Here is a 13,488-nt window from a genome sequence, read left to right on the forward strand (position 1 = left end):
GCCTGCCTCATCGGTTCGGCGGTGGGAAGGCGGGCTCCTCCGCAGTGCCGGTTCCCGTGCTGACGGCCGCGGCGGAGCCTTCCTGTTCCTGCGCGTCCTGCTCCCGCGCGTCCTGTCGCTCCACGTCCTGCTCTGCCGCGTCCTGTGCTCCGGCGTCCGTTCCCTCGGGGTCCAGGAGGGCACAGACGACGGTCAGCAGCTGATCGACGTCCACCGGTTTGGGTACGTAGTCGTTCGCACCGCGCGCGATGGACTTCTCACGATCTCCCGGCATCGCCTTGGCGGTGAGGGCGACGATGGGAAGTCCGCTCCAGCGCGGGGTGCGGCGGATGACGGAGATGGTCTCGTAACCATCCATCTCCGGCATCATGATGTCCATGAGGACGAGTGCGACGTCGGAGTTGCGCTCCAGGGTCTCGATGCCCTCGCGCCCGTTCTCCGCGTACAGGACGGGCATCCCGACCCGGCCCAGGACGTGGGTGAGCGCGAAGACGTTGCGGATGTCGTCGTCCACGATCAGCACCCGCCGGCCGGGCAGGACCTGACCCGCGCGGCCCGTCCGCCACTCCTCCAGCTTGGTGGGCGTGGGCCAGCTGTCATCCTGGTCGTGGACGCTGAAGGGCCCGGTGTCCACCTGCTCGGGCTCGGGCACGGACAGGGACAGCGGCCGGTCCTCGATGCCGGGCCCGGTCGGGTGGCCGGGGGCGACGACGGGCACGTACAGCGTGAAGGTGGACCCCTTGCCCGGCTTGCTCTCGGCGATGATCCGGCCGCCCAGCAGACCCGCGATCTCCCTGCTGATGGAGAGGCCGAGGCCGGTGCCGCCGTACTTGCGGTTGGTCGTGCCGTCGGCCTGCTGGAACGCCTCGAAGATCACCGGGAGCTTCTCCGGGGCGATACCGATGCCGGTGTCGGACACCGCGAACGCGATCACGTTGTCGCTGTTCTCCCGGGTGAAGTGGGGCTCGGGGTCCCTGACGCGGTTGACGCGCAGCTCGACGCGGCCCGACGAGGTGAACTTGATGGCGTTCGACAGCAGGTTCCGCAGGATCTGCTGCAGCCGTTGCTCGTCCGAGAACATCTCGCGCGGTACGTCCTCGCCGACCGCCACCTCGAAGGCGAGCCCCCGGTCGATGGCCAGCGGCCGGAAGGTGGCGTGCACGTAGTCGAGCAGCTTGATCAGCGGCAGCTTCTTCGGGCGTACGTCCATCCGGCCGGCCTCGATCTTCGAGAGGTCGAGGATGTCGTTGATGAGCTGCAGGAGGTCGGAGCCCGAGCGGTGGATCGTCGTCGCGAACTGCACCTCCTGGTCGGAGAGATGGCCGTCCGGGTTGTCGGAGAGCAGCCGGGCGAGGATCAGCAGCGAGTTGAGCGGGGTGCGCAGCTCGTGCGACATGTTCGCCAGGAACTCCGACTTGTACTGCGACGAGGTCGCGAGCAGCGCCGCCTTCTCCTCCAGTGCCGCGTTCGAGCGCTGCAGCTCCGCCTGCTGAGACTGCAGTTCGTCCGAGCGGTCCTGGAGCTGGATGGCGAGGCGCTGGGACTCGCCGAGCAGGGACTCCGTGCGGGAGTTGGCGATGATGGTGTTGATCGCGACGCCGATGGTGTTCACGAACTGGTCGAAGAACGCCAGGTGGACATCGGAGAAGCGGGAGAACGAGGCGAGCTCGATCACGCCGAGCAGCTTGTCCTCGAACGGGATCGGGATGATGACGACGCTCGCCGGGGCCGCTTCGCCGAGGCCGCTGTTGATCTTGATGTAGTCCGGCGGGGCCTCCTCCACCAGGATCCGCTTCTTCTCGCGCGCGGCCTGCCGTACGAGCCCGTGGACCGGCATGCTGACCGTGTCGACCGTCGCGCTCTGCGCCGACCCGTACCCCGCGATGAACGCGAGTCCCTTGGTGGGCAGCGCGGTCTGCCGGGTCGTCTCGTCCTCCTCCGGGTCGGCCAGGAAGAAGGCGCCGTACTGGGCGTTCACCAGCGGGGTCAGCTCGCGCAGGATCAGGTCGGCGACCTCCATCAGGTCCCGGTGGCCCTGCATGAGGGCGGCGAGCCGCGCGAGGTTCGACTCCAGCCAGTCCTTGGCGCGGGTCGTCTCGCGGAGGTTGGCCACCATCAGGTTGATGTTCTCCTTGAGCTCGTCGACCTCGCCCTGGGTCTCCACCGTGATGGAGCGGGACATGTCGCCCTGGGCCACCGCGGACGCCACCTCGGCGATCGCGCGGACCTGGGTGGTGAGGTTGGAGGCCAGCTCGTTCACGTTGGTCGTCAGACGCTTCCAGGTGCCGTACACGCCCTCGACCCGTGCCTGGCCGCCGAGCTGCCCCTCGGAACCCACCTCGCGGGCCACCCGGGTGACCTCGGAGGAGAACGACGACAGCGTGTCCACCATGGTGTTGATGGTGGTCTTCAGCTCCAGGATCTCACCGCGCGCGTCGACGTCGATCTTCTTCGACAGGTCGCCCTGGGCCACCGCGGTGGCTACCTGCGCGATGTTGCGGACCTGCGAGGTCAGGTTGTCCGCCATGTAGTTGACGTTGTCGGTGAGGTCCCGCCACACACCGGAGACGCCGAGGACCTGGGCACGCCCGCCGAGCCTCCCGTCGGTGCCGACCTCGCGGGCCACCCTCGTCACCTCGTCGGCGAAGGCGCGCAACTGCTCCACCATCGTGTTGACGGTGTCCTTCAGCTCCAGGATCTCGCCGCGCGCGTCGACGGTGATCTTCTTGGAGAGGTTGCCGTTGGCGACGGCCGTGGTCACCTGGGCGATGTTGCGCACCTGCGAGGTGAGGTTCAGGGCCATGAAGTTGACGTTGTCGGTGAGGTCCTTCCAGACCCCGGACACGCCCCGCACCTGGGCCTGACCGCCCAACTGGCCCATCGTGCCGACCTCGCGGGCGACACGGGTGACCTCGTCGGCGAAGGCGGAGAGCTGGTCGACCATCGTGTTGACGGTCAGTTTCAGTTCGAGCAGCTCGCCGGTCGCCTCCACCGTCACCGTGCGGGTCAGGTCGCCGCGCGCCACCGCCGTGGTCACCAGGGCGATGTCACGGACCTGGGCGGTCAGCCGGGACGCCATCGTGTTGACGGCCTCGGTCACGTCACGCCAGCTGCCCGACAGACCGGTCACCTTGGCGCGCCCGCCGAGCCGCCCCTCCGTTCCGACCTCCCGCGCCACCCGTGTCACCTCACCGGTGAACAGGGACAGCTGGTCGACCATCTTGTTGACGGCCTGACCCAGACGGCGCAGATCGCCGCGGAGTTGACGGTTCCCGTCGTGCAGGTCGACCCGCTGGGTCAGATCGCCGCCCGCCACGGCGTCCAGGACGCGGGCCGCGTTGGCGGCCGGCGCCACGAGGGCGTCGAGCAGTTGGTTCACGTCGTCGATACGGGTCGTCCAGTGGCCCTGGCCGGGGCTCGCGGTGAGCCGCTCGTCCAGCCGGCCGTGGCGCACGATCTCCCGGCGCACCCGCTGGGCCTCGGCGTTGAAGTGCAGACTCCGGTCGACGATCTGGTTGAACACCGTCCCGAGCTCGGCCGCGATGCCGTACCCCGTCTCGGGGACCTTGCTGAAGTCGCCGTCCCTGGCGGACGTCATGGCGGCGAGGAGCGGCCGTAGATCGGAGGCCCGGACCTGCCCGTCGCCGAGCACATGCATAGCACTGTTCTCGTTCATGGTGGCCCACTTCGGTAACTCGGTGCTTATGGGCGTGGTCAGTCTGTCACTGTGGCGGGATCGCCTGAGGCGTATTCGTCCGAACTGCTCAGGGAGTCGCACAGTGGGGGCCATTCCGACGCAACGAGAGTCCGAGTCCCGTGCTCCTGGAATCACGGTACGCCCGCACACGGTGGCGCGTACGACGTTGCCCGGTCACCCCTCCGCGCCGGGCGAGGCCCGTGGATTCGTCCGTTCGACGCTCGCCGGGTGGGCCGAAATCCCGTTGCCCGAAGGGGAGTTGATCTCGGACCGGCTCGTCGGTGACGCGCTGGTGGTCGTCAGTGAACTCGTGACGAACGCCGTGGTGCACGCCGGCACGGACGTGGAGCTGCTGTGCCGCCTCGACCGCTGCACGGAGGACTGCTCGGTGGCGGCCCCAGGGGCCAGGGACACCGCGCGGACGGGTCCGGAACCCGCCGGGACGGCCTCCCCCGCCGAGGAGCCCGGGGCCGCGGGCGCGCCCGGCGTGGTGAGCTCGTTCGTCATAGAGGTCTCCGATCACCACCCCGAGCGCGTCGTACGCGACGACGGTGCCGAGCGCCCGCACGACGCCGTCGAGTACGGCCGCGGTCTGCGGCTGGTGTCGGCGCTCTCCGACGCCTGGGGCATCACCTACCGCACCGGCACCAAGACCGTGTGGGCGCGGCTGCCCGTCGAGGGCGCCGCGTCCGTGGCGCGGACGCGGGACCCGGAGAAGAGCGGGAACGCGGAGGCGACAGGAACCACCGGAGCGACAGGAACCACAGAGGCGACAGGAGCCACGGAAGTCACGGCGGTCACGGAAGCGACGGGCCGCACCGGCGCCTACCGGGGCGAGCGCGCCCCGCCGTGGGGGCAGGCCGCCGAGATCCCCGCCCCCGCGCCCCGGCACAGCGTCCAGGACCAGGACTGGCTCCACCGCGGCGCCCTCTCCTTCCTCGCGGAGGCGTCCGACCTCCTCGCGGGGCAGCTCGACGAGGACCTGGTCGCCGCGCTCACCGGGCAGCTGCTCGTGCCGCGGCTCGCCGACTGGTGTGCGGTGTGGCTGGAGGACGAGGCACCGGGCCGCTCCGACGGGGGCGTCGTCGGCGGACCGCGGCTCGCCCGCGTCTGGCACGGCAGCGAGAACCGCATGGAGGAGATGCGCCGGTACCTGGAGAAGGACCCGCCTCGGCTGCCCGAGTCGGCGCGCTCCCGGCCCGTACCGGTGCCCTGGCCCGCCGAGGCGCTGGGCGCGGCGGAGGACGGGGCGGCCCTCGCGTACCGGCTGATCGCGGGTGGCAGACCGCTCGGCACCCTCGTCATCGGGCGGGCCGGGCAGAACCACTTCCCCGACGAGATCACCGGGCTCGTCGAGGACCTCAGCCGCCGCGTCGCGCTCGCCATCGGAGCGGCCCGCCAGTACGCGCGCCAGGCCACCATCAGCCGCGTACTGCAGCGCGGGCTGCTGCCCGGCGCGGTCGCCGAGATCCCCGGGGTGCGCAGCGCGCTCGTCTACGAGCCGTGCGACAAGGGCGGACCCAGCGGGGACTTCTACGACCTCTTCCCCGCAGGCGACGGGCGCTGGTGCTTCGCCCTCGGGGACGTCCAGGGCAAGGGGCCCGAGGCGGCCGTCGTCATCGGCCTGGCCCGGCCCTGGCTGCGGCTGCTGGCCCGCGAGGGATACGCGGTGCCCGACGTCCTCGACCGGCTCAACCAACTGCTCCTCGACGACGCCACCGAGACCGCGGACGCGGCGGCCCGCGCCCTGGTGGCGGACGGCGGCGCGGGACTCGGCGACGACGGGCCCCAGACGCGCTTCCTCTCCCTCCTCTACGGCGAGCTCGTGCCGGTCGAGGGCGGGGTGCGCTGCACCATGGCCTCCGCCGGGCACCCGCTGCCGCTGCTCCTGGAGGCCGACGGGACGGTCGGTGAGGTGGCCCGGCCGCAGTCGCTCCTCGGCGTCTTCGAGGACGCCGGCTTCGACTGCGGGACCTTCACCCTGCGCTCCGGCGACAGCATCCTCTGCGTCACGGACGGCGCGACGGAGCGGCGCAACGGCCACCGGCAGTTCGACGACGACAACGGACTCGCGGCCGCGCTCGCCGGATGCGCCGGACTGAGCGCGGACCTGATCGCCGAACGGATCCGGCGGCTGGTGCACGAGTTCGGCGCCAGACCGCCGGAGGACGACCTGGCGCTGCTGGTGCTGCAGGCGGAGTAGCCGCGGGGCGGGCCGGGGCGGCGCAGGGCGGGCGCGCGGCGGGCGGGCGCCGACCGGAGGAGGCACATCCGTGCGTACGGGACAATGGGAGACATGCCTTCCGCACTTCCCGACGGCGAGCCCGTCCCCGACGACGGGGCGCTGCCCGCGCACGCCCTGGCCGGCGCGGCCGACCGCCCGCTCGGGTTCTACCTGCACGTCCCGTACTGCGCGACGCGCTGCGGCTACTGCGACTTCAACACGTACACGGCGACCGAGCTGCGCGGCTCGGGGGGCGTGCTGGCCTCCCGTGACAACTACGCCGAGACCCTGACCGACGAGGTCCGCCTCGCCCGCAAGGTCCTCGGCGACGACCCGCGGCCCGTCCGCACGGTCTTCGTCGGCGGCGGTACGCCCACGCTGCTGGCCGCCGACGACCTCGTACGGATGCTGGAGGCGATCCGGGCGGAGTTCGGGCTCGCGGACGACGCGGAGATCACGACGGAGGCGAACCCGGAGTCCGTGGACCCGGCGTACCTGGCCACCCTCCGGGCCGGCGGCTTCAACCGCATCTCCTTCGGCATGCAGAGCGCGCGCCGGCACGTGCTCCGGGTGCTCGACCGCACCCACACCCCCGGACGGCCCGAGGCGTGTGTCGCCGAGGCCCGCGCGGCCGGCTTCGACCATGTGAACCTCGACCTCATCTACGGCACGCCCGGGGAGAGCGACGACGACTGGCTCGCCTCGCTCGACGCGGCGATCGGTGCCGGGCCCGACCACGTGTCGGCGTACGCGCTGATCGTCGAGGAGGGGACGCAGCTCGCGCGGCGCATCCGGCGCGGCGAGGTGCCGATGACCGACGACGACGTCCACGCGGACCGGTACCTGATGGCCGAGGACCGCCTGTCGCAGGCGGGCTTCTCGTGGTACGAGGTGTCCAACTGGGCCACCTCCGAGGCCGGCCGGTGCCTCCACAACGAGCTGTACTGGCGCGGGGCCGACTGGTGGGGCGCCGGGCCCGGCGCCCACAGCCATGTGGGCGGGGTGCGGTGGTGGAACGTCAAGCACCCGGGGGCGTACGCGGGGGCGCTGGCGGCGGGGCGGTCGCCTGGCGCCGGGCGTGAACTGCTCTCGGAGGAGGACCGGCGGGTCGAGCGGATCCTGCTGGAGCTGCGGCTGGCGGAGGGGTGTCCGTTGTCGTTGCTGCGGCCGGAGGGGCTTGAGGCGGCTGAGCGGGCGCTGGCGGACGGGCTTCTGCAGGCTGAGCCGTACGCGGCGGGGAGCGCGGTGCTCACGCTGCGGGGGCGGTTGCTGGCGGACGCGGTGGTGCGGGACCTGGTGGACTGACGGGGTTCTCCTCGCCCCCGCCGCCCCTACCCATTCCCGTCCCTTCTGGGGGCTGTGCCCCCAGACCCCCCTGTCGCGCTGCGCGCTCGTCCTCAAACGCCGGACGGGCTGATTTTTCAGCCCGTCCGGCGTTTGAGGACCGGGGGTTCGGGGGCGGTGCCCCCGAGGTCGGGACGGGTAGGGGCGGCGGGGGCGAAGGTCACTCGGGAGCCGTGACGAAGTCGATCAGTTCCTCCACGCGGCCCAGGAGCTCCGGCTCCAGGTCGCGGTACGAGTGGACCGAGCCGAGGATCCGCTCCCACGCGGCGCCCGTGTTCTCCGGCCACCCCAGCGCCCGGCACACCCCCGTCTTCCAGTCCTGCCCCCGCGGCACGCGGGGCCATCCCGGGATACCCACGGACGCGGGCTTCACGGCCTCCCAGACGTCGATGTAGGGGTGGCCCACGACGAGCGCGTACTCGTCCGTGACGGCCTCCGCGATACGCGACTCCTTCGTGCCGGGGACCAGGTGGTCCACGAGGACCCCCAGCCGCGCGTCCGGACCGGGGCCGAACGCGTCGACGATCGCGGGCAGGTCGTCGATGCCCTCCAGGTACTCGACGACGACGCCCTCGACGCGCAGGTCGTCGCCCCAGACCCGCTCGACCAGTTCCGCGTCGTGGCGGCCCTCGACGTAGATGCGTCCCGCGCGGGCCACCCGGGCCCGCGCTCCGGGCACGGCGACCGACCCGGAAGCCGTACGCGTGGGGCGTACCGGCCCGGCGGACGGGCGTACGAGCGTCACCACGCGCCCCTCCAGCAGGAACCCGCGCGGCTCCAGCGGGAACACCCGGTGCTTGCCGAAGCGGTCCTCCAGCGTCACCGTCCCCGCCTCGCAGCGGAGCACGGCACCGCAGAACCCGGTCCCGGGCTCCTCGACGACGAGCCCCGGCTCCGCCGCGACCTCGGGCACGGGCTTGGGCTTCTTCCACGGAGGGGTCAGATCCGCTGAGTACTGGCGCATTCGGATGACGATAGGAGAAGGGCGCGGCCGGGCGCGCCGACACCCCCCGCGACACGCCGGAACAGCGCTCACGGCACGTCGAAACGCCGCGCCAGCGCGTCCCGTTGGGCCCGTACGAACGCCGCGTCCACCACCGCACCGTGACCGGGCACGTACACCGCGTCCTCGCCCCCGAGAGCCAGCAGCCGGTCCAGGGCGGCCGGCCAGTGGGAGGGCACGGCGTCGGGACCCGCCTGGGGCTCGCCGGACTCCTCGACCAGGTCCCCGCAGAAGACGATCTCCGGGGTACCGGTTCCGGCCACCAGGACCGCCAGGTCGTGGCGGGTGTGTCCGGGACCGACGTTCGCCAGCAGGACCTGCCGGCCCCCGCCCAGGTCGAGCGTCCACTCGCCGGAGACGAGGTGGCGCGGCCGGACCAGGAGATCCGCCGCCTCGGCCGCCTCGTCGGGGTCGGCGCCGTTGCGTACGGCGTCGGCGCGCAGTTCCTCCCGCTCGTGGCCGAGAACCCGCTCGGCGCCCACCGCCGCGAACACCTCGACCCCGGCGAAGGCCGCCGCCCCGAAGACGTGGTCGAAGTGCGGATGCGTCAGCGCGAGGTGCGTGACCCGCCCGCCCCCGAGCAGCCGCCGCGCCCGCGCGCGCAGCCACGCGCCCTCCCGCAGGCTCGATCCCGCGTCGACCATGAGCGCCGCGTCCTCGCCGACCACCAGCCCGGCGGTGCAGTCCCAGACCGGAAGCCGGCACCGCCCGACGAACGGCGACAGCTCCTCCCAGCCGGACTCGCCGCGCTCGGCCCCTTCCCAAGTCACCTTCATGCGCCGACGCTAGCGGCAGAGACGCCTGCATGTTCCCGACAGAGCGGGACAGCCTTGTACACGTCGCCGCACCCGGTGTGCCCGTCGTCGTGACATCGCAGGCCCGCCCTTGCCCGGCCCGTACCAACCGGCCGTACACTTGGCCGGGGATGCTGGCACTCGCGCGCGCTGAGTGCCAGACGACAGGCACCGAAGACGACCGATGACCGCGGCGAGGACCACAGACGGAGGTGTGCGCGATGCTCAGTGAACGCAGGCTCGAAGTGCTGCGCGCCATCGTCCAGGACTACGTGGGCACGGAGGAGCCGGTCGGCTCGAAGGCGCTGACCGAGCGCCACCGGCTGGGTGTGTCCCCGGCGACCGTCCGCAACGACATGGCGGTCCTGGAGGACGAGGGGTACATCGCCCAGCCGCACACCAGTGCCGGGCGGATTCCCACGGACAAGGGCTACCGCCTCTTCGTCGACAAGCTCGCGGGCGTCAAGCCGATGACCGCGCCGGAGAAGCGGGCGATCCACCACTTCCTGGACGGTGCCGTCGACCTCGACGACGTCGTCGGGCGGACCGTGCGGCTCCTCGCCCAGCTCACCCGGCAGGTGGCGGTCGTCCAGTACCCCTCGCTCACCCGCTCGACCGTGCGTCATGTGGAGCTGCTGTCGCTGGCCCCGGCCCGCGTCATGCTCGTCCTGATCACGGACACCGGCCGGGTCGAGCAGCGCATGGTGGACTGCCCGGCCCCCTTCGGGGAGGCGTCCCTCGCGGATCTGCGCGCGCGGCTCAACAGCCGGATCACGGGGCGCCGTTTCGCGGACGTCCCGCAACTGGTGCAGGATCTCCCCGACGCCTTCGAGGCGGAGGACCGGGGGACGGTCGCGACGGTGCTCTCCACCCTGCTGGAGACCCTCGTCGAGGAGACCGAGGAGCGGCTGATGATCGGTGGCACCGCCAATCTGACGCGCTTCGGACATGACTTTCCCCTCACCATCCGTCCGGTCCTTGAGGCGTTGGAGGAGCAGGTCGTGCTCCTCAAACTGCTGGGTGAGGTAAACGATTCGGGCATGGCCGTACGGATCGGTCACGAGAACGCCCATGAAGGACTCAACTCCACGTCCGTCGTCTCGGTCGGCTACGGTTCGGGCGGCGAAGCAGTCGCCAAACTCGGCGTCGTCGGACCGACGCGCATGGATTACCCCGGAACGATGGGAGCGGTACGAGCGGTGGCACGGTACGTAGGACAGATCCTGGCGGAGTCGTAAGTGGCCACGGACTACTACGCCGTACTCGGCGTGCGCCGCGACGCGTCCCAGGACGAGATCAAGAAGGCATTCCGGCGGCTCGCCCGCGAGCTGCACCCGGACGTCAATCCCGATCCGAAGACGCAGGAGCGCTTCAAGGAGATCAACGCCGCGTACGAGGTGTTGTCGGACCCGCAGAAGAAGCAGGTCTACGACCTCGGCGGCGACCCGCTGTCCCAGGCGGGCGGCGGTGGCGCGGGCGGCTTCGGCGCGGGCGGGTTCGGGAACTTCTCGGACATCATGGACGCGTTCTTCGGTACGGCGTCGCAGCGGGGCCCGCGGTCCCGCACGCGGCGCGGCCAGGACGCGATGATCCGCCTGGAGATCGAGCTCGACGAGGCGGCCTTCGGCACCACGAAGGACATACAGGTCGACACGGCCGTCGTCTGCACCACCTGCAGCGGCGAGGGCGCGGCGCCGGGCACCTCCGCGCAGACCTGTGACATGTGCCGCGGCCGCGGCGAGGTGTCGCAGGTCACGCGGTCCTTCCTGGGCCAGGTCATGACGTCCCGGCCGTGCCCGCAGTGCCAGGGCTTCGGAACGGTCGTCCCGACGCCGTGCCCCGAGTGCGCGGGCGACGGACGGGTGCGCTCGCGCCGGACCCTGACCGTGAAGATCCCCGCGGGTGTCGACAACGGCACGCGGATCCAGCTCGCGGGCGAGGGCGAGGTCGGCCCCGGCGGCGGCCCCGCCGGTGACCTGTACGTCGAGATCCACGAGCTGCCGCACAACATGTTCCAGCGGCGCGGCGACGACCTGCACTGCACGGTCACCATCCCGATGACCGCGGCGGCGCTCGGCACCAAGGTCCCGCTGGAGACGCTCGACGGGCTCGAAGAGGTCGACATCCGTCCCGGCACGCAGTCCGGGCAGTCGATCCCGCTGCACGGGCGCGGAGTCACGCATCTGCGCGGCGGCGGGCGCGGCGACCTCATCGTCCACGTCGAGGTCATGACGCCGACGAAGCTCGACCCCGAGCAGGAGCGGGTGCTGCGGGAGCTGGCCCAGCTGCGCGGCGAGGAGCGGCCCACCGGGCAGTTCCAGCCCGGCCAGCAGGGATTGTTCTCCCGGTTGAAGGACGCGTTCAACGGCCGTACCTGAGCGGTGTCCGCCGGGCCCGCCGCGGCATGTCCCGGTGGCGCGTGCCCGGCGGAAGGCCGGATTCGGACTTGTACGGAGGACGTGACAACATGCCGTCATGTCCTCCGCGCTGACCGATCTTTTCCCCCTTCCGATCGTGCAGGCCCCGATGGCGGGCGGCGTCTCCGTGCCGCAGCTCGCCGCGGCCGTGTCCGACGCCGGAGGGCTCGGCTTCCTCGCCGCCGGGTACAAGACGGCCGACGGCATGTACGAGGACATCAAGCAGCTGCGCGCCGCCACGAACCGGCCGTTCGGCGTGAACCTGTTCATGCCGCAGCCGGAGTACGCCGACCGGGCCGCCGTCGAGGTGTACGCCCACCAGCTCGCCGGTGAGGCGTCCTGGTACGAGACGGAGCTGGGCGATCCCGACAGCGGACGCGACGACGGTTACGAGACCAAGCTCGCCGTCCTCCTCGACAACCCGGTGCCGGTCGTCTCCTTCCACTTCGGCTGCCCCAGCCGTGACGTCCTGGAATCTCTCAGCCGGGCCGGCACCCTGACCCTGGTCACGGCCACCACCGCCGAGGAGGCGCAGGCCGTGCAGTGGGCGGGCGCCGACGCGGTCATCGTGCAGGGCGTCGAGGCCGGCGGCCACCAGGGCACCCACCGCGACAACCCCGAGACCGACGGCTCCGGCATAGGGCTGCTGTCGCTCGTCGCACAGGTCCGCGAGACCGTGCAGATCCCGATCGTCGCGGCCGGCGGCATCATGCGCGGCAGCCAGATCGCCGCCGCCCTGGCCGCCGGCGCGAGCGCCGCCCAGCTGGGCACGGCCTTCCTCGCCACCCCGGAGTCCGGCGCCAGCGCCGTGCACAAGCAGGCGCTGACCAACCCCCTCTTCGTCCGTACGCAGTTGACGCGGGCGTTCTCCGGCCGGCCCGCGCGGGGGCTGATGAACCGCTTCATGCGCGAGCACGGGCCGTACGCGCCCGCCGCCTACCCCGAGGTCCACCACCTCACCTCCGCACTGCGCAAGGCGGCCGCCAAGGCCGGGGACGCGCAGGGGATGGCCCTGTGGGCGGGGCAGGGCCACCGGCTCGCCCGCGAGCTGCCGGCGGGCCAGCTGGTCGAGGTGCTGGCGGCCGAACTCGCCGTCGCCAGGACAGCGTTGTCGGACGGGCCGGGCGGGGGCGTCGGGCGGTGACCGCGCCGGTGTTCGTGGTGGACGAGGTGCCGGGCGCCGGTGAGTTCGTGCTCGGCGGGCCCGAGGGACGGCACGCCGTGTCCGTGAAGCGGCTGCGGGCCGGCGAGGCCGTGGTCCTCACCGACGGGCTCGGCCGCTGGGCCGACGGTGTCGTCAAGGCGGCCGAGGGCAAGGACCGGCTCGTCGTGACGGACCTCCACGAGGTGCACGAGGAGCCCGTGCCCGCGCCCCGGATCACCGTCGTGCAGGCCCTGCCCAAGGGCGACCGCGGTGAACTCGCCGTCGAGACCATGTCGGAGACCGGCGTCGACGTCATCGTCCCCTGGGCGGCGGCCCGTTGTGTCACGCAGTGGAAGGGCGAGCGCGGGCTGAAAGCGCTCGGGAAGTGGCGGGCCACCGCGCGTGAGGCGGGCAAGCAGTCGCGGCGGGTGCGGTTCGCGCGGGTCGCGGACGCGATGACGACGAAGCAGGTTGCTGCGTTTCTCGCCAACGCGGAGTTCGCCGCGGTGCTGCACGAGGACCGGGAGTACCCGGCCCTGCCGCTCGCGACGGTCGCGCTTCCCGCGGCGGGGGAGATCGTGCTCGTCGTCGGGCCCGAGGGCGGGGTGTCGCCCGCGGAGCTGGAGATGTTCACGGGGGCCGGGGCGAAGGTGTGCCGGCTGGGGCGGAGTGTGCTGCGTACGTCTACTGCGGGGACGGCGGCGGGGGCGCTGCTGCTTGGTCGTACGGGTCGTTGGGCTTAGGTCCCGACCCCTGTCCGGGGGCTGCGCCCCCGGGCCCCCGCGGTTGCGCGTCCTCGTCCTCGTCCTCAGACGCCGGACTGGCTTGGGAGTTCGGCTGCGGGTTCGGTGGGGGTTGGGTGCGC

The 13,488-nt window shown here is 72.1% G+C and carries 9 protein-coding genes; 6 read left to right on the forward strand and 3 right to left on the reverse strand.

Going from position 1 to position 13,488, the window contains the following annotated elements; translation table 11 throughout:
• Positions 1–7 precede the first annotated feature (7 nt).
• The gene (locus tag ACFYXC_RS02130; RefSeq protein WP_389545809.1) at positions 8–3,676 is read right to left on the reverse strand and encodes a HAMP domain-containing protein; all 3,669 of its coding nucleotides are present in this window, start codon (positions 3,674–3,676) and stop codon (positions 8–10) included.
• A 103-nt stretch (positions 3,677–3,779) separates the two neighbouring features.
• Between ACFYXC_RS02130 and ACFYXC_RS02135 the strand changes: the two genes are divergently transcribed.
• Entirely contained in the window at positions 3,780–5,900 is a 2,121-nt protein-coding gene (locus tag ACFYXC_RS02135) for a SpoIIE family protein phosphatase (RefSeq protein WP_389545812.1), read from the forward strand.
• A gap of 93 nt (positions 5,901–5,993) precedes the next feature.
• Positions 5,994–7,226 carry a radical SAM family heme chaperone HemW gene (gene hemW / locus ACFYXC_RS02140; protein WP_389545815.1) on the forward strand — a complete coding sequence of 411 codons (1,233 nt, stop codon included), beginning with the start codon at positions 5,994–5,996 and terminating at the stop codon, positions 7,224–7,226.
• 199 nt (positions 7,227–7,425) lie between these two features.
• Here hemW and ACFYXC_RS02145 read toward each other — a convergent pair whose 3' ends face one another.
• Together ACFYXC_RS02145 and ACFYXC_RS02150 are read right to left on the reverse strand one after the other, a co-directional pair.
• The gene (locus tag ACFYXC_RS02145; protein WP_389545818.1) at positions 7,426–8,229 is read right to left on the reverse strand and encodes a DUF3097 domain-containing protein; all 804 of its coding nucleotides are present in this window, start codon (positions 8,227–8,229) and stop codon (positions 7,426–7,428) included.
• 68 nt (positions 8,230–8,297) lie between these two features.
• Complete coding sequence (locus ACFYXC_RS02150) at positions 8,298–9,044, reverse strand: MBL fold metallo-hydrolase (RefSeq protein WP_389545821.1); 747 nt, start codon at positions 9,042–9,044, stop codon at positions 8,298–8,300.
• Between the two features lie 239 nt (positions 9,045–9,283).
• On the opposite strand from ACFYXC_RS02150, the gene hrcA reads away from it, so the two are divergent.
• The 4 genes from hrcA to ACFYXC_RS02170 all read left to right on the forward strand — a co-directional run bounded on the left by hrcA (position 9,284) and on the right by ACFYXC_RS02170 (position 13,366).
• The gene (gene hrcA, locus ACFYXC_RS02155; protein ID WP_388908820.1) at positions 9,284–10,300 is read left to right on the forward strand and encodes a heat-inducible transcriptional repressor HrcA; all 1,017 of its coding nucleotides are present in this window, start codon (positions 9,284–9,286) and stop codon (positions 10,298–10,300) included.
• The gene (gene dnaJ / locus ACFYXC_RS02160) at positions 10,301–11,440 is read left to right on the forward strand and encodes a molecular chaperone DnaJ (protein WP_389545825.1); all 1,140 of its coding nucleotides are present in this window, start codon (positions 10,301–10,303) and stop codon (positions 11,438–11,440) included.
• A 97-nt stretch (positions 11,441–11,537) separates the two neighbouring features.
• Entirely contained in the window at positions 11,538–12,623 is a 1,086-nt protein-coding gene (locus ACFYXC_RS02165) for a nitronate monooxygenase (protein ID WP_389545828.1), read from the forward strand.
• A complete protein-coding gene (locus tag ACFYXC_RS02170; protein ID WP_389545831.1) occupies positions 12,620–13,366 on the forward strand; it encodes a 16S rRNA (uracil(1498)-N(3))-methyltransferase in 747 nt (248 codons plus the stop codon). The genes ACFYXC_RS02165 and ACFYXC_RS02170 overlap by 4 nt, the downstream gene beginning before the upstream one ends.
• Positions 13,367–13,488 lie beyond the last annotated feature (122 nt).

The sequence above is a fragment of the Streptomyces sp. NPDC002701 genome (genome assembly GCF_042889045.1).
Taxonomy (GTDB): domain Bacteria; phylum Actinomycetota; class Actinomycetes; order Streptomycetales; family Streptomycetaceae; genus Streptomyces.